The 15,758-nt window shown below is 70.3% G+C and carries 14 protein-coding genes; 7 read left to right on the forward strand and 7 right to left on the reverse strand.

Going from position 1 to position 15,758, the window contains the following annotated elements:
* Positions 1–193 precede the first annotated feature (193 nt).
* Positions 194–1,090: a LysR family transcriptional regulator gene (locus AOZ49_RS06995; RefSeq protein ID WP_054474716.1), complete on the reverse strand. Its 897-nt coding sequence runs from the start codon at positions 1,088–1,090 to the stop codon at positions 194–196.
* A 101-nt stretch (positions 1,091–1,191) separates the two neighbouring features.
* On the opposite strand from AOZ49_RS06995, the gene AOZ49_RS07000 reads away from it, so the two are divergent.
* From AOZ49_RS07000 to AOZ49_RS07015, 4 genes are read left to right on the forward strand one after another with little or no spacing between them, the layout of a single operon-like run.
* Positions 1,192–2,547: a dihydroorotase gene (locus AOZ49_RS07000; RefSeq protein WP_054429069.1), complete on the forward strand. Its 1,356-nt coding sequence runs from the start codon at positions 1,192–1,194 to the stop codon at positions 2,545–2,547.
* A 5-nt stretch (positions 2,548–2,552) separates the two neighbouring features.
* Positions 2,553–3,815 carry a Zn-dependent hydrolase gene (locus tag AOZ49_RS07005; RefSeq protein WP_054474717.1) on the forward strand — a complete coding sequence of 421 codons (1,263 nt, stop codon included), beginning with the start codon at positions 2,553–2,555 and terminating at the stop codon, positions 3,813–3,815.
* 18 nt (positions 3,816–3,833) lie between these two features.
* On the forward strand, positions 3,834–4,169 hold the full coding sequence (locus tag AOZ49_RS07010; RefSeq protein ID WP_006394163.1) for a thioredoxin family protein: 336 nt from the start codon (positions 3,834–3,836) through the stop codon (positions 4,167–4,169).
* Positions 4,170–4,174: 5 nt separating this feature from the next.
* Positions 4,175–5,119 (forward strand): DMT family transporter, encoded by a 945-nt coding sequence (locus AOZ49_RS07015; RefSeq protein ID WP_082380359.1) that lies wholly within the window; start codon positions 4,175–4,177, stop codon positions 5,117–5,119.
* A gap of 46 nt (positions 5,120–5,165) precedes the next feature.
* Here the strand turns inward: AOZ49_RS07015 and AOZ49_RS07020 are convergent, their stop codons facing one another.
* The gene (locus AOZ49_RS07020; RefSeq protein ID WP_054432271.1) at positions 5,166–6,053 is read right to left on the reverse strand and encodes a DMT family transporter; all 888 of its coding nucleotides are present in this window, start codon (positions 6,051–6,053) and stop codon (positions 5,166–5,168) included.
* Positions 6,044–6,778, reverse strand: a complete 735-nt coding sequence (locus AOZ49_RS07025) for a GNAT family N-acetyltransferase (RefSeq protein WP_054432272.1) — start codon at positions 6,776–6,778, stop codon at positions 6,044–6,046. The genes AOZ49_RS07020 and AOZ49_RS07025 overlap by 10 nt, the downstream gene beginning before the upstream one ends.
* Positions 6,779–6,928: 150 nt before the next feature.
* On the opposite strand from AOZ49_RS07025, the gene AOZ49_RS07030 reads away from it, so the two are divergent.
* Positions 6,929–8,422: a MocR-like pyridoxine biosynthesis transcription factor PdxR gene (locus tag AOZ49_RS07030; protein ID WP_054474718.1), complete on the forward strand. Its 1,494-nt coding sequence runs from the start codon at positions 6,929–6,931 to the stop codon at positions 8,420–8,422.
* A gap of 62 nt (positions 8,423–8,484) precedes the next feature.
* Here the strand turns inward: AOZ49_RS07030 and AOZ49_RS07035 are convergent, their stop codons facing one another.
* Positions 8,485–9,117: a LysE family translocator gene (locus AOZ49_RS07035; protein WP_054432274.1), complete on the reverse strand. Its 633-nt coding sequence runs from the start codon at positions 9,115–9,117 to the stop codon at positions 8,485–8,487.
* Positions 9,118–9,414: 297 nt separating this feature from the next.
* Here AOZ49_RS07035 and AOZ49_RS07040 point away from each other — a divergent pair, with 297 nt between their 5' ends.
* Positions 9,415–10,245: a DUF72 domain-containing protein gene (locus AOZ49_RS07040; RefSeq protein WP_054474719.1), complete on the forward strand. Its 831-nt coding sequence runs from the start codon at positions 9,415–9,417 to the stop codon at positions 10,243–10,245.
* Positions 10,246–10,306: 61 nt separating this feature from the next.
* On the opposite strand, the gene gorA is transcribed toward AOZ49_RS07040, so the two are convergent.
* Positions 10,307–11,665, reverse strand: a complete 1,359-nt coding sequence (gene gorA / locus AOZ49_RS07045; protein WP_054432276.1) for a glutathione-disulfide reductase — start codon at positions 11,663–11,665, stop codon at positions 10,307–10,309.
* 179 nt (positions 11,666–11,844) lie between these two features.
* Here gorA and AOZ49_RS07050 point away from each other — a divergent pair, with 179 nt between their 5' ends.
* Entirely contained in the window at positions 11,845–12,468 is a 624-nt protein-coding gene (locus AOZ49_RS07050) for a LysE family translocator (protein WP_054474720.1), read from the forward strand.
* A gap of 71 nt (positions 12,469–12,539) precedes the next feature.
* On the opposite strand, the gene aceE is transcribed toward AOZ49_RS07050, so the two are convergent.
* Together aceE and AOZ49_RS07060 are read right to left on the reverse strand one after the other, a co-directional pair.
* Positions 12,540–15,200, reverse strand: coding sequence for a pyruvate dehydrogenase (acetyl-transferring), homodimeric type (gene aceE / locus AOZ49_RS07055; protein WP_054474721.1), 2,661 nt, complete (start codon positions 15,198–15,200; stop codon positions 12,540–12,542).
* Between the two features lie 223 nt (positions 15,201–15,423).
* The gene (locus tag AOZ49_RS07060; RefSeq protein ID WP_054432279.1) at positions 15,424–15,750 is read right to left on the reverse strand and encodes a c-type cytochrome; all 327 of its coding nucleotides are present in this window, start codon (positions 15,748–15,750) and stop codon (positions 15,424–15,426) included.
* Between the last annotated feature and the right edge of the window lie 8 nt (positions 15,751–15,758).

The raw sequence follows: 15,758 nt of genomic DNA on the forward strand, positions 1-15,758 counted from the left end.
TGCGTTTAGCGGCTCCAACGGCATGCGCGCTGGATAGACGAGGGCATCATAGGAACCAATCCCGTTAATGTCGTATTACCTTTTATGCCTTGTTCATAACATTGGGTTAATAGCGGGGTGCGCCCCGAGAGAGGGGCAATCCGGGGGCAGAACGGACCTAGGGATATCCCCAGGCGCCGGCGGGGGGAAAAGATCAGGCGCCGGCGGGCTGGTCCAGCGTCACCAGCACGTCGATGAAGGCCTGCGCCAGGCGCGACAGCGGCTGCAATTGCAGGTGGAACACATTGACCGGCGCGTTGACCGTATCGGCGATCGGCACCGTCACCACGTCCGACCAGATCGGGCCGGCCACGGTGATCTCGTCCACCAGCGCCACGCCGGCGCCGGCCTGCACCAGGGCGCAGGCCACGTGCGCCTGCTGCACCTCGATGCGCGGCTCGGGCTGCGCGTCCTCGGCGCCGAACAGCTTGTGCACCAGCATGCCGAAGGGAATGTCGGCGCTGTAGCCGATCAGCGGCTCGCGCGCCAGCTCGGCGGCGGTGACCTGGCGGCGTCCGGCCAGCGGATGGCCGGCGGGCAGCACCGCCACGATGCGGTTCTCGTACAGCGGCCGGGTCGCCAGGCTGGGATGGTTCACCGGCATGTAGGCCACGCCCAGTTCGACCTGCTGGGTCAGCAGCGACTGCTCCATCACCGCCGGGATCAGCGTCTGCAGCACGATGCGGATTTCCGGGTGTAGTTGACGAAAGCGGGCGATGGCGCGCGGCAGCAGCGACTGGCCCAGGCTCGGGCTACAGGACAGGCGCAACTGGCCCTCGCGGCTCTCCGCCAGGTTGTCGGCCACCTCGTTGACGCGCTGCACGTTCTGGTAGAGCGCGGTCACTTCGACGAACAGCCGCCGCGCTTCCGGCGTGGGGTAGAGCCGCCCCTTGATGCGCTCGAACAGCATCAGGCCCAGGCGCTGCTCGGTGTAGGCGATCAGCCGGCTGACGGCCGGTTGCGACACGAACAGCAGCTTGGAGGCGCCGCTGATCGAGCCGCTCAACATGATGGCGCGGAAGACCTCGATCTGGCGCAGATTCAATTTCATATGCTTAACCTGATGTTAATTCCCATGCACATATAAGCATAAGACGTTTTGAATCGTGCTTACTACACTGCCCTTCAGTTCTTCATTGGATGGAAGTGGTCATGAGCGATTTCGATTGGGTGGTGCGCGGCAATATCGTCGATCCGCACGGCATCGTGGAAAACGGCTGGCTGGCCGTGCAGGGCGGCAAGATCGCCGCGCGCGGCACCGGCGCGGCCCCCGCGGCGCGTGACAGCGTCGACGCCAGCGGGCAGTGGATCATCCCCGGCGTGGTCGACGGCCAGGTGCACTCCGGCAGCCAGGCCAACCAGGAAGGCCTGGGCTGGGCCTCGCGCGCCGCCGCCGCCGGCGGCGTCACGGTCATGGTCGACATGCCCTACGACGATCCCGAGCCGGTCGCCTCGCGCCCGCACCTGGACGCCAAGATCGCCGAGGTCGAGCGCGACTGCCACGTCGACGTGGGGCTGTTCGGCACCCTGAACAAGGAACACGGCCTGGCCGCCGCCGCCGGCCTGATCGAGGGCGGCGTCTGTGCCTTCAAGTTCTCCACCTTCGAAGCCACGCCCGGCCGCTTCCCGCGCATCGAGGAAGACGACCTGTACGAGGCCTTCCGCCTGATCGCGCCGTCCGGCCTGGTGTGCGGCGTGCACAATCAGATGCAGGAGATGACGCGCAAGAACATCGCCCGCCTGATCGAGGCCGACGACACCGGCTGGGACGCCTTCATGCGCGCCCACACGCCGCTGATCGAGAACCTGGCCACCGCGCTGATCTACGAGATCGGCGCCGAGACCGGCGCCCGCGCCCACGCGGTGCACGTATCGACCTCGCGCGGCTTCGAGATCTGCAACATGTTCCGCCGCAACGGCCACCGCGCCAGCATCGAGACCTGCGTGCAATACCTGATGCTGAACCACGAGGAACACACCCGCCGCTTCGGCGCCAAGACCAAGCACTATCCGCCGATCCGCCCCAAGGCCGAGGTCGAGCTGCTGTGGACCCACATCGCCAACGACGAATGCACCTTCGTGTCGTCGGATCACGTCAGCTGGGGCCTGGAGCGCAAGCAGAACCCAAACGTCTTCAAGAACTCGTCCGGCGGCCCGGGCCTGGAAACGCTGCTGCCGGCTTTCTGGACCGGTTGCGAGGAACATGGCATCTCGCCGTCGATGGTGGTGCGCCAGCTGTGCGATAACCCCGCGCGCCATTTCCTGCTGGACGACCGCAAGGGCACGCTGGAAGTCGGCAAGGATGCCGACATCGTCATCCTGACGCCGGAGCGCTACGCCTACGACCCGTCCACCAGCCTGTCGGCGGTGCAATGGAGTTCGTTCGAGGGCCGCGAGTTCACGGTGCGCGTGGCCGGCACCTGGTGCCGCGGCCAGCAGGTCTATGATGGCCGCCGCATCGTCAACAACAAGGGCGACGGCCGCTTCCTGCGTCCGCGCAAGGCATGAACGGCATGGCCATGTCCTTTCCTCCGTTGAACGCCGAACGCCTGTGGTCGCGCGTCGAGACCCTGTCGCGCTACACCCTGCCCGACCAGCCCTGGACCCGCCACGCCTTTTCGCCGCTGTTCCTCGAAGCGCGCGACTGGCTGCGCGGTGAATTCGAGGCCGCGGGCCTGGCCACGCGCCTGGACGCCGGCGGCAACCTGATCGGCACCCGCGCCGGCCGCAACGCGCAGCGCAAGCCCATCGCCACCGGCTCGCACTGCGACACCGTCATGAGCGGCGGCCGCTTCGACGGCATCATCGGCGTGCTGGCCGGCATCGAGGTCGCCCACACGATGCGGGAACATGGCATCGAACTGGAACACCCGTTCGAGGTCATCGACTTCCTGTCCGAAGAACCCAGCGACTACGGCATCTCCTGCGTCGGCAGCCGCGCTTTGAGCGGCCAGCTCAGCGCCGACATGCTGGCCGCCCGCAACGCCGACGGCGAGACGCTGGCGCAGGGCATCGCCCGCATCGGCGGCGATCCGGTCGCGCTGGCGCGGCCCCTGCGTGGCCCCGACGGCACCGCCGCCTTCGTCGAGCTGCACATCGAGCAAGGCCCCGTGCTGGAAAGCCGCCAGCTGCCCATCGGCGTGGTCACCAACATCGTCGGCATCCGCCGCGTGCTGATCACGGTCGAAGGCCAGCCCGACCACGCCGGCACCACGCCCATGGACATCCGCCGCGACGCCCTGGTGGGCGCGGCCCGCATCATCGACGCCGCCAGCCGCCAGGCCAGCGCCGCCAGCGGCAATCCGCACTACGTGGTCGCCACCGTCGGCAAACTCGCCATGACGCCCAACGCCGCCAACGCCGTGCCCGGCCGCGTCGAGCTGACGCTGGAAATGCGCAGCGACAGCAACGCGGTGCTGGACGCCTTCCCCGAAACGCTGATGGCCGGCGTGGCCGCCGACCTGAAGGCGCTGCGCCTGACCGCCGGCTTCGTGCCACTGAGCCGGGCCCAGCCCACCGACTGCACCCCGCTGGTGATGGACGCGGTGCAGGCCGCCGCCGACCTGCTCGGCTACGCCAACATGCGCCTGCCCAGCGGCGCCGGCCACGACGCTGTCTACATGGCGCCCACCGGCCCCATCGGCATGATCTTCATCCCCTGCCTGAACGGGCGCAGCCACTGTCCCGAGGAATGGATCGAGCCGGCGCAACTGCTGGACGGCACCCGCGTGCTGTACCAGACCGTGCTGGAACTGGATCGCAGATTGTCCCGCTAACCCCACCCCGACGCCGCCATGGACCAGATCGAACTGAACGACAGCACCGCCGACCGCTACCTGCTGGACACCCCCGGCCTGACGCTGCTGGTGTTCCACAGCCGCACCTGCGGCACCTGCCGCATCGCGCGCGAACAGCTGCCGAAGCTGGACCTGCCGGTGGAACGGGTGTGCTGGGTCGACGCCGGCGAGAACGGCGGCCTGGTGGAACGCTACGAGGTCTTCCACCTGCCGGCCATGTTCGTCACGCGCGACGGCGCCTTCTTCGGCCCGGTGCAGGCCAGCCTGGCCGAATGGGATCTGCGCCAGCAGATCGGACTGGCGCTGGACAGCTACCCGGCCGAATTGCCGTGAGCGCCATCGCGGGCCTGGCCCCCACCCGCCGCCCCCTGGACACGCTGGCCACCAGCGTGATGCTGCTGCTGTGCGTGTGCTGGGGCTTCCAGCAGATCGCCATCAAGCTGGTGGCCGCCGACATCTCGCCCATCATGCAGGTGGGCCTGCGCTCGGCCTTTGCCGCGCTGGTGCTGGGCGTGGTGGTGTGGCGCGGCGAAGGCGCGCGCGCATTGCGCGACGGCACGCTGGGCGCCGGCGTGCTGGTGGGCCTGCTGTTCGGCTTCGAGTTCCTGGCGATCGCGCAGGGGCTGGTGTACACCACCGCCTCGCACATGTCGGTGTTCCTGTACACCGCGCCGATCTTCACCGCGCTGGGCCTGCACTGGCGCGTGCCGGAAGAACGCATGGCGCCGCTGCAATGGCTGGGCGTGGCCGTGGCGTTCGGCGGCATCGCCGTGGCCTTCCTGGGCAACGGCCAGCAGCCGGCGGCCGCGGCCGCCAGCAACATGCTGCTGGGCGACAGCCTCGGCCTGCTGGGCGGGCTGCTGTGGGGCGCCACCACGGTTGCGATCCGCCGCACCGCGCTGTCGGAAGCGGCGCCGTCCAAGACGCTGTTCTATCAGATGGCGATCGCCGCGCTGGTGCTGCTGGTCTATGCCGCGGCCACCGGCAACGCCGGCATCCGCTACACCCCGTCGGCCATGTTGAGCGTGGCGTTCCAGTCGGTGGTGGTGGCGCTGTCGAGCTATCTGGCCTGGTTCTGGCTGCTGCGGCGCTACCTGGCCTCGCGCCTGTCGATCCTGTCGTTCATGACGCCGCTGTTCGGCGTGTCGTTCGGCGTGCTGATCCTGGACGAACCGCTGGACGGCGCGTTCGTGGCCGGCGCGCTGATGGTGCTGGCCGGCATCTCGCTGGTGAGCGGCGCCGGCCTGCTGCGCGAGAAGCTGCGGCGCGGCCGGCGGGCCTGACCGGCGCCAGGCGCCAGACCCAGGCACCAGACCCACGCGCCGGCCTTCAGGCCCGGCGCGCGCCGCCCAGGTTCAACACGATCAGCGCCGCGCCCGCCAGCACCAGCGCGAAGCCCCACCAGTCGGCCGCCGCGGGGCGATCGCCCACCAGCGCCATCGCGCCCAGCACGCCCACCACCGGCACCATCAGCGTGGTCAACGCCGCCACCGTGGCGCTGACCCGCTCGCTCAGCACGAACCACAGCCAGTACGCCACCGCCGTGCCCAGCACGATGTGGAACGTCAGCGCCGCCGCCACCCGCGGGCTCCAGCCCTGCGCCGGAAACGCCTCGCCCGCCAGCAGCACGCCGGCCAGCGCGCAGGCCGCGCCCACCGCCAGCTGCCAGGCGGTCACCACGATGCGGTGCCCCATCACCGGCCAGCGCTTCAGGTAGACCGTGCCGGCGGCCCACCCGAAGGCGGCGGTGAGCGGAAACACCAGGCCGCGCGCGGCGGCCAGGTCGTGATCGGCAAAGATGGCGCGCAGCACCGGCCAAGCCAGCACCGCCACGCCCAGTCCGCCCAGCAGCAGCGCCAGGCCGCGGCGGCGGTCCAGCCGCTCGCCCAGCACGGCCCAGGCCAGCAGCGCCGACATCATCGGCATGGTGAAAGTCAGCACCGCGGCGCGCGAGGTGCTGGTGCTGAGCTGGGCCCAGGCCACCGCCAGGTTGAACACCGCCACGGCCAGGATGCCGCCGATGACGATGCCCGGCCACGACGCCCGCGGCGGCAGCAGCGACAGCCCCTTGGCGCGCGCCAGCGCCAGCAGCAGCAAGGCGCCGCTGCCCAGCCCCAGCAGGCGCAGGGTGAACGGCGGGCAGATCGACAGCACGATCTTGACCGCCGGCCAGTTCAGGCCCCAGAACAGCGCCAGCGCAACGGGAATCAGGCGCACGCGGCCTTTTCCTGGGCGATCAGGTCCGCCAGGCCGTGGCGCTGGTTGCCTTCGGCGTCGAAGTTGTCGGGACTGAGCCAGCGCTCGTAGGCGGCGCGCAGGGCCGGCCATTCGCTGTCGATGATCGAGAACCAGGCGGTGTCGCGGCTGCGGCCGCGATACACGATGGCCTGGCGGAAGATGCCCTCGAACTGGAAGCCGAGACGGGTGGCGGCCGCGCGCGACGGCGCGTTCAGGCTGTCGCACTTCCATTCATAACGGCGGTAACCCAGTTCGTCGAAGGCGCGGCGCATCAGCAGGAACTGCGCCTCGGTGGCGATGCGGGTGCGCTTGAGCAGGCGCGAAAACGCCACATGGCCGACCTCGATCACGCCGTGCGCGGGTTCGATGCGCATCAGCGACAACGAACCGATGGCGCGGCCGCTGGCCAGGTCGATGACGGCATGATGGAACGGGTCGCTGCCCGGCTGCGCCTGGGCCTGTTCGGCGAACTTGCGGTAAGCGGCCTCGTCGGCGAACGGGCCGGCGGACATGTAGGTCCAGTCGCTGCCGTCGGGCGCCTGGTTGAAGGCATGGAACAGGTCCGCGGCATGGCGTTCGGCCGACAGCGGTTCGAGGCGGCAGTAGCGGCCCTGCGCGATCGCCATGGGCGGACGCGAACGCGGCGTCCAGTCGGGCAGGGCGGGACCGACGGGTTGTTGGTATTCGTTGACGCGGGGTTGCATGCTGCGAGGCCTCATCCAGGTTGGGGAACGCCGCCGCCAGTGGCGGACGCCCGCCAGGGCTTTTCCGTCGCGGCGGGCCCTGGCATGCTCCCACGATAGCCAAACCGTGGCATGATAAAAAGCACCACGACCTCTTGATTTAATAGAGCCATGACCGACCAAGCCGCCCTGCTCTCCAGCCCCCTGGCACGCGGGCCAGGCGCCCTGCCGCGCCAGCGCCAGCTGATCCAGCGGCTCAAGCAGGCCATCCTGGCGGGCCAGCTGCCCGCCGGCGGCAAGCTGCCGGCCTCGCGCGTGCTGGCCGACGAGCTCGACATCTCGCGCAATACGGTGCTGATCGCCTACGAGCAACTGACCGCCGAAGGCTACGTCATCGCCGACCGCCAGGGCACCCGGGTGGCGCCGCTGTCGGCCACCGCCGCCAGCGCCGCCAAGCAGGCCGCCAGGCAAGCCGCCGAACCGCCGCCCCCACCGGAGGCGCCGGCCTTTCGCACCGCCACGCGGCTGTCGCGCATCGTCTCGACGCGCGCGCCCAATGACGGCTCGCTGCCGCTCACGCCGGGCACGCCGGCCCTGACCCAGTTTCCCATCAACGCCTGGCGCCGCGCCCAGGACCGGGCGCTGCAGGCCGCCCCCCCCGCCGCCACCCTGGGCTACGGTCCGCCGGTGGGCGAGCCGGCGCTGCGCGAGGCCATCGCCCAGTACCTGCGGGTGTCGCGCGGGGTGCGCTGCGACGCCTCGCGCATCGTCATCACCGAAGGCGCGCAGGGCGCGCTGGCGCTGTGCGTGCAGTTGCTGACCAACCCCGGCGACACCGCCTGGCTCGAGGAGCCCGGCTACCGCGGGGCCAAGTCGGCCTTCCACGCGGGCGACCTGAACGTGGTGGCGATGCGGGTCGACGCCGACGGCGTCGCCATCCGCGACGAGGACTGGCGCACCCGGCCGCCGCGCCTGATCCAGACCACGCCGACGCATCAATACCCCACCGGCGCCGTGCTGTCGCTGGCGCGCCGCCTCGACCTGCTGGAGCGGGCGCGCCGCGCCGGCGCCTGGATCATCGAGGACGACTACGACAGCGAATTCCGCCACCAGGGCGAGCCGATCGCCGCGATGCAGGGCCTGCTGCCGGACGCGCCGGTGCTGTACGTGGGCACCTTCAGCAAGACCATGTTTCCCGCCCTGCGGCTGGGCTTCCTGGTGCTGCCGCAGGCGATCGCGGAACCGGCCATGCCGTCGATCTCGGAAATGCTGCGCGGCGGGCACCGGCTGGAGCAGCTGACCATGGCCGCCTTCATCGACAACGGCCAGTTCTCGCGCCACCTAGGCCGCATGCGGCGGCTGTACCGCGACCGCCAGGCGGCGCTGCGCGAGGCGCTGGCGCAGCACCTGGGCGTCGACCATGAAGTGCTGGGCGGCCACAGCGGCCTGCACCTGACGGTGCGGCTGCCGCCGGACATCCCGGACCGCGCCATCGTCGAGCAGGCGCGCCAGCTGGGCATGAATCCGAACGCGCTGTCGAGCTTCGCCATCACGCCGCAGCCGCAAGACAACGGCCTGGTGATCGGCTACGGCAACACCAGCGCCGACCGGTTTCCGGCGCTGGTCCGGCAATTGGGCAGGCTGGCCGTCACGCTGCGGCGCTGACGCGCGGGCCGTCACGGGCCGGGGCGGCCTGCGTCTGGCAACGCGTCTTCAGCGGCAGGCGCTCAGCGGCGCGAGTCCAGCGCCATGCGCACGGCCAGGCCGGCCAGCACCGTGCCCATCAGCCAGCGCTGGATCACGATCCACAGCGGGCGGCCGGCCAGGAAACCGGCGATCGAGCCGGCCATGATGGCGATGACCGCGTTGACCGACAGGCTGATGGCGACCTGCGTCAGGCCCAGCGCGATCGACTGGGTGAACACGCTGCCGTGGTCGGGCTGGATGAACTGCGGCAGCAGCGACACGTACAGCACGGCGATCTTGGGATTGAGCAGGTTGGTCACCAGGCCCATCGTGAACAGCGTGCGCGGGCTGCTGGCCGGCAGCTCGCGCACCTGGAACGGCGAGCGGCCGCCGGGACGCACCGCCTGCCAGGCCAGGTACAGCAGGTAGAGCGCGCCGCCGAAGCGCAGCGCGTCATAGGCATAGGGCACCGACATCAGCAGCACGGTCAGGCCGAAGGCCGCGCACAGCACGTAGAAGATGAAACCCACCGCCACTCCGGACAGCGAAATCAGGCCGGCCTTGGGCCCCTGCGAGATCGAGCGCGACACCAGGTAGATCATGTTGGGCCCGGGCGTGAGCACCATGCCCAGGGCGACCAGGGCGAACGTCAGGAGATTGGCAATGTCAGGCATGATGCGCCGGCGCGGGCCGGTCGATGGTGAAGGGATGAAGCATCACGTTATCTGAAATCTGTATCGGAACAGCGGGATTTTTCACGGCCGCGGCATGCGTGTTGCGCGCCCGCCGCAGGCCGCGCTGCAACGGCGGCGACGGCCGGCATCGCGGCCCGGATACAACAGCCGCGCCGCTTTTAAATGTGACCGGATGGGAGCGGCCGCCGGACCGGGATACAGTGGTCGGATCGGCGCGCCCGCCAGGCCCGCGCGCGGCGCCGTTGAATGTCGATACGCCCCAGGGAGGACCCGCCCATGCCGCCACGCTCATCGTCCCCGCCCGCCCCGCGCGACGTCGCCATCCGCGTCGGCGTCGGCGGCTGGACCTACGCGCCCTGGCGCGGCCCCTTCTACCCGGAAGGCCTGCCGCATGCGCGCGAACTCGAGTACGCCAGCCGCCAGCTCAGCGCCATCGAGATCAACGGCACCTATTACAGCAGCCAGAAGCCGGCCACTTTCGCCAAGTGGCGCGACGAAACGCCCGACGGCTTCGTGTTCTCGCTCAAGGCATCGCGCTACGCCACCAACCGCCGCGAGCTGGCCGGCGCCGGCGAATCGGTGCACCGCTTCGTGCATGGCGGCATCGCCGAGCTCGGCCCCAAGCTGGGACCGATCGTGTGGCAGTTCGCGCCCACCAAGGTGTTCGACGCCGACGATTTCGGCGCCTTCCTGGCGCTGCTGCCGGACCAGGTCGACGGCCTGCCGCTGCGCCACGTGATGGACGTGCGCCACGCCAGCTTCGCCTGCCAGGCCTACCTGGACCTGGCGCGGCGCCACCACGTGGCCACGGTCTACACCGACAGCGAGGACTATCCGTCGCTCGCCGACCGCACCGCCGACTTCGTCTATGCCCGGCTGATGCGCGCCAGCACCGCCTTCAAGGCCGGCTATGCGCCCAAGGTGCTGGACGCGTGGGCCGACCGCCTGCGCACCTGGGCGCGCGGCGGCGATCCGGCCGATCTGCCGCGGGTCGACCCGCGCAAGCCGGCCGGCGCGGCGCATGCGCGCGACGTGTTCGCGTTCTTCATCAATGGCGCCAAGGAGCGCGCGCCGGCGGCGGCGCGCGCCATGATCGAGCGCCTGTAGCCGGTGCGCGCACCGGCCGGGCGGCGCGTCAGGCCGGCCCCGCGCTGGGCCGGCGACCGCCTCAGTCGGCGACCGGCGTGCGCAGCGTCACGAATTCTTCGGCCGCGGTCGGGTGGATGCCGATGGTGTCGTCGAACACGCGCTTGGTGGCGCCGGCCTTGAGCGCGATGGCGATGCCCTGCACGATCTCGCCGGCTTCCGGGCCGACCATGTGCACGCCCAGCACCTTGTCGGTGTCGGCGTCGACGATCAGCTTCATCAGGGTCTTTTCCTGCGACCCGGTCAGCGTCAGCTTCATGGGCCGGAAGCGGCTTTCGAACAGCTTGATCTTGTGGCCGGCGGCGCGCGCCTCTTCGGTCGTCATGCCGACGGTGCCGATGTTGGGCAGGCTGAACACGGCGGTCGGGATCAGCTTGTAGTCGACCTTGCGGTATTCCTCGGGGCGGAACAGGCGGCGCGCCACCGCCATGCCCTCGGCCAGCGCCACCGGCGTCAGCGGCACGCGGCCGATGACGTCGCCCAGCGCCAGGATCGACGGCTCGCTGGTGCGGTATTCGTCGTCCACCGCGATGAAGCCCTTCTCGTCGAGCTTGACGCCGGTGTTCTCCAGGCCCAGGTTGTCCAGCATCGGGCGGCGGCCGGTGGCGTAGAACACGCAATCGGTCTCGATCACGCTGCCGTCCTTGAGGGTGGCGGCCAGGGTGCCGTCGGCGCGCTTGTCGATGCGCGCCACGTCGGCGTCGAACTTCAGGTCGATGCCCTTCTTGACCAGCTCATCGCGCAGGTGCTCGCGCACCGCCTGGTCGAAGCCGCGCAGGAACAGCGGGCCGCGGTAGACCTGGGTGGTCTGGGCGCCCATGCCGTTGAAGATGGAGGCGAATTCGACCGCGATGTAACCGCCGCCCACCACCAGCACGCGGCGCGGCAGCGCCTTCAGGAAGAAGGCCTCGTTCGAGGTGATGGCGTGTTCCTTGCCGGGGATGTCCGGCACCTGCGGCCAGCCGCCGGTGGCCACCAGGATATGGGCGGCGGTGTAGGACTTGCCGTCGACCTCGACGGTGTGCGGATCCTTGATGCGGGCGTGGGCTTCCAGCAGCGTCACGCCGCTATTGACCAGCAAGTTGCGGTAAATGCCGTTAAGACGCTCGATCTCGCGGTTCTTGTTGGCGATCAGCGTGGGCCAGTCGAAACGGGGTTCATCCACGCTCCAGCCGAAGCCGTGGGCCTGCTCGAAGTCTTCGCTGTAGTGGGCGCCGTAGACCAGCAGCTTCTTGGGCACGCAGCCCACGTTGACGCAGGTGCCGCCCAGATAGCGGCTTTCGGCCACCGCCACGCGGGCGCCGAAACCGGCCGCGAAGCGGGCCGCGCGCACGCCGCCGGAGCCCGCGCCGATCACAAACAGGTCGAAATCGAATGCCATGGTGTTTCCTTCGCCGTCCCGCTGCCGGGACGCGTTCACTGTCGGGAGAAGCGTTATTTTGCACCAGTGCGCCGGCGGCCGCAGGCTTGCCCCCACGGGCAATGGGCGGTTGCAGCGCCTTGGGCTACAGTAACCGCCTGGGACGCGATCGCCGCCCCATTCTCCATGGAGCCGTCCCCATGTCGCTCGAAACCTGGCTGGCCTTCGTCGGCGCATCCGCCCTGCTGCTGATGCTGCCCGGCCCCACCATCCTCACCGTCATCAGCTATTCCCTCACCCATGGCAAGCGCGCCCGCCTGCCGCTGGTGCTGGCCGTGGCGCTGGGCGATTCCACCGCCCTGGCGCTGTCGCTGCTGGGCCTGGGCGCGCTGCTGTCGGCGTCGGCCTTCTGGTTCACCGTGGTCAAGACCGTGGGCGGCCTGTACCTGCTGTACCTGGGCGTCAAGCTGCTGCGCGCGGGCGTCGCGCCCGCCACGCTGCCGCGGGCCGGCGCGGCCGGCTCGCGCTGGAAGCTGTTCGCCAACACCTACCTGGTGACGGCGCTGAACCCCAAGGGCATCATCTTCTTCGTGGCCTTCCTGCCGCAGTTCATCGACCCGGCGGGCGACGTCACGCGCCAGCTGTGGACGCTGTCGGCCACCTTCGTGGCCTGCGCCGGCCTCAATGCCACCGCCTACGCGCTGTTCGCCGGCTCGGCGCGCCGCCTGCTGGCGTCGCCGCGCGCGCAGCGCGGCTTCAACCTGGGCGGCGGCGCGCTGCTGTCCGCCGCCGGCATCTGGGCGTTGCTGGCGCGCCGCGCCTGAACGTCGACGGGGCGCGGGCGGCGGCGCTTGCGGCGCCCCCCCCTCCCGCCGCCTGGCCGCCGCGCCCCGCCTTACGGCAAGGCCGCCGACACGGCTTCCGGATCCAGGCCGTAGCGCCGGATCGCCTCGGCCGCCCGCTCCGCCGGCAACACGCCCTCGTCCGCCAGCGCCTTGAGCGTGGCCAGCACGATGTGGTGCCGGTCCACCTCGAAGAACGCCCGCAGCGCCTGGCGCGTGTCCGAGCGGCCGAAGCCGTCGGTCCCCAGCGTGACATAACGGCGCCCGACGAAAGGACGGATCTGCTCGGCCACGGTCTTCATGTAGTCGGTGGCCGCGATCACCGGCCCCCGGGTGTCGGCCAGGCGGGTCTCGACGAAGCCCCGGAGCGCCGCGTCCAGCGGATGCAGGCGGTTCCAGCGCTCGGTCTCCTGGCCGTCGCGGCGCAGCTCTGAATAGCTGGTGACGCTCCAGACGTCGGCCGCCACGCCGAAGTCCTGCCGCAGCAGGTCGGCGGCGGCCAGGGTCTCGCCCAGGATGGCGCCGCTGCCCAGCAGTTGCGCGCGCGCCTCGCCCGGACCGCCCTCGCGCAGGCGGTACATGCCCTTGAGGATGCCGGCCTCGGCGCCTTCCGGCATCGGCGGATGCGCGGTTTTCTCGTTGATCAGCGTCAGGTAGTAGAAGACGTCTTCTTCCTCCTGGTACATGCGGCGCATGCCGTCCTGCACGATCACCGCGATCTCGTAGGCATAGGCCGGGTCATAGGCGATGCACGACGGGATCACCGAGGCCAGCACGTGGCTGTGGCCGTCGTCGTGCTGCAGGCCCTCGCCCTCCAGCGTGGTTCGGCCCGAGGTCGCCCCCAGCAGGAAGCCGCGCGCGCGGATGTCGCCGGCCGCCCAGGCCAGGTCGCCAACGCGCTGGAACCCGAACATCGAATAGAAGATGTAGAACGGAATCGTCGCCACGCCGTGGGTGCTGTAGGCGGTGGCGGCGGCGATCCACGAGGCCATGGCGCCCGACTCGTTGATGCCTTCCTGCAGGATCTGGCCGCGCCGGTCCTCGCGGTAGACGCTGAGCTGGTCGGCATCCTGCGGCGTGTACAGCTGGCCCACGTGCGAATAGATGCCGACCTGGCGGAACATGCCGTCCATGCCGAAGGTGCGCGATTCATCCGGCACGATGGGCACCACGCGCGCGCCGATCTGCGGGTCCTTGAGCAACTGCGCCAGGATGCGCACGAACGCCATGGTGGTCGAGAATTCGCGGCCGTCGCTGCCCTTCAGGTGCGCGGCGAACGCCTCCAGCGCGGGCGTGGCCTGCGGCCCGGGGCCGGCCGGACGCAGCGGCAGGTGGCCGCCGGCGCGCCGGGTGGCGGCTTCCAGGTAGGCCTGTTCCGGCGTGCCGGGCTCGGGCTTGATGTACGGGATCTCCTCCAGGCGCTCGTCCGGCACCGGCAGGTCGAAGCGGTCGCGGTAGGCGCGCACCGCCGGGTCGGCCATCTTCTTCTGCTGGTGGTTGGTGTTGGCGGCCTCGCCGGCCGCGCCCATGCCGTAGCCCTTGACCGTCTTGGCCAGGATCACCGTGGGCTGGCCGCGATGCGCCAGCGCCGCGGCGTAGGCGGCGTGCATCTTGACCGGGTCGTGGCCGCCGCGGTTGAGCGCGCCGATCTCGTCATCGCTCAGGTGCGCCACGCGCTCCAGCAGCACCGGATCGGCGCCGAAGAAATGCTCGCGCACATAGGCGCCGCCGCGCGCCTTGAAGACCTGGTATTCGCCATCCACGCATTCCATCATGCGGCGCCGCAGGCGGCCGTCGTGGTCCTGCGCCAGCAGCGCATCCCAGCCGCCGCCCCAGATCACCTTGATGACGTTCCAGCCGGCGCCGCGATAGACGCTTTCCAGCTCCTGGATGATCTTGGCGTTGCCGCGCACCGGGCCGTCCAGGCGCTGCAGGTTGCAGTTGACCACGAAGATCAGGTTGTCGAGCTTTTCGCGGCCGGCCATGGCGACTGCCGCCAGCGTCTCGGGCTGGTCCTGTTCGCCGTCGCCCAGGAAGCCCCAGACGCGCCGGTCCTGCGCCGCGATCAGGCCGCGGTCTTCCAGGTAGCGCATGTAACGCGCCTGGTAGGCCGCCATCAGCGGCCCCAGGCCCATCGACACGGTCGGGAACTGCCAGAAGCCGGGCATGGTGCGCGGATGCGGATACGACGCCAGCCCACCGCCGCCGATCTCGCGGCGGAAGCGGTCCAGCTCGGCCTCGGACAGGCGCCCTTCCAGATAGGCGCGGGCGTAGATGCCGGGCGCCGAATGGCCCTGGATGTAGAGCATGTCGCCCAGGTAGTCCGGCGTGGCGGCGCGGAAGAAATGGCGGTAGCCGGTTTCGTACAGGGTGGTGGCCGAGGCATACGTGGCGATGTGCCCGCCCACGCCGGAATGCTTGCCGGCGCGCAGCACCATGGCCATGGCGTTCCAGCGCAGGTAGGCGCCCAGCCGGGCTTCGATGCGGGTGTCGCCGGGGAACGGCGCCTGCGCCGGCAGGCCGATCGTGTTGACGTAGGGCGTGACGCCGGCTGCGGCATAGCCGCCGCTGCGGGCGCGGTCCTGGTCGATCAGGCGGTCCAGCAGGTAATGCGTGCGCGGCAGGCCTTCGTGCGCCAGCACCGCCTGCATCGCGTCCAGCCACTCGCTGGTTTCTTCGGGGTCGATGTCGACGCAGTCGATCTCGGGTTCCATGGGCATCCTCCTTGTGGTGCGCAAGCGGCGCCTGGACACGCAAGGCCGGCGCCATCGTTTCACATCGTGAATTGCATTTGCATAATGTGCAATTGCAATCGTATGGAGGTTTTTGAACAATTGCAAGTGCAACTATTCAGAAGGATCGCCAGGAAACGGCCGCTGGCCGCAAAAGACGCGGGGCCACGACCCGACTGGCGGACCGTGGCCCCATCGCGCCGCGCTAGCGCGCGGCGGCCATCATGTACGCCACGGCGGCGCGCAGCGTGGCCTCGTCGGCGGCGGTGCCGCCGCGCGGCGGCATGGCGCCCTTGCCCTTGAGCACCGTGGCCAGCAGCGCGTCGGCGCCCTGCGCCAGGAACGGCGCCCAGGCCTGCTTGTCACCCAGCTTGGGCGCATTGGCCACGCCGCTGGCGTGGCACACCACACAGGCCGAGCGGTACAGCTTCTCGCCGGCCGGATCGAGCTGCGCCGGCGAGTCGGCCACGGCGCTGGCCATGCCGCCCAGGGCCAGGCCGGCCGCCAGCAAGGTTCTGGATACGGAGGACATGGCGGCCC

It is taken from the genome of Achromobacter sp. 2789STDY5608615 (assembly GCF_001298995.1).
Classification (GTDB): domain Bacteria; phylum Pseudomonadota; class Gammaproteobacteria; order Burkholderiales; family Burkholderiaceae_B; genus Achromobacter; species Achromobacter insuavis.

Bases quoted from the DNA above. Each gene is read 5' to 3' on its own strand.
- AOZ49_RS06995 (WP_054474716.1), bottom strand. From the start codon at position 1,090: ATGAAATTGAATCTGCGCCAGATCGAGGTCTTCCGCGCCATCATGTTG.
- AOZ49_RS07000 (WP_054429069.1), top strand. From the start codon at position 1,192: ATGAGCGATTTCGATTGGGTGGTGCGCGGCAATATCGTCGATCCGCAC.
- AOZ49_RS07005 (WP_054474717.1), top strand. From the start codon at position 2,553: ATGGCCATGTCCTTTCCTCCGTTGAACGCCGAACGCCTGTGGTCGCGC.
- AOZ49_RS07010 (WP_006394163.1), top strand. From the start codon at position 3,834: ATGGACCAGATCGAACTGAACGACAGCACCGCCGACCGCTACCTGCTG.
- AOZ49_RS07025 (WP_054432272.1), bottom strand. From the start codon at position 6,778: ATGCAACCCCGCGTCAACGAATACCAACAACCCGTCGGTCCCGCCCTG.
- AOZ49_RS07030 (WP_054474718.1), top strand. From the start codon at position 6,929: ATGACCGACCAAGCCGCCCTGCTCTCCAGCCCCCTGGCACGCGGGCCA.
- AOZ49_RS07035 (WP_054432274.1), bottom strand. From the start codon at position 9,117: ATGCCTGACATTGCCAATCTCCTGACGTTCGCCCTGGTCGCCCTGGGC.
- AOZ49_RS07040 (WP_054474719.1), top strand. From the start codon at position 9,415: ATGCCGCCACGCTCATCGTCCCCGCCCGCCCCGCGCGACGTCGCCATC.
- gorA (WP_054432276.1), bottom strand. From the start codon at position 11,665: ATGGCATTCGATTTCGACCTGTTTGTGATCGGCGCGGGCTCCGGCGGC.
- AOZ49_RS07050 (WP_054474720.1), top strand. From the start codon at position 11,845: ATGTCGCTCGAAACCTGGCTGGCCTTCGTCGGCGCATCCGCCCTGCTG.
- aceE (WP_054474721.1), bottom strand. From the start codon at position 15,200: ATGGAACCCGAGATCGACTGCGTCGACATCGACCCCGAAGAAACCAGC.
- AOZ49_RS07060 (WP_054432279.1), bottom strand. From the start codon at position 15,750: ATGTCCTCCGTATCCAGAACCTTGCTGGCGGCCGGCCTGGCCCTGGGC.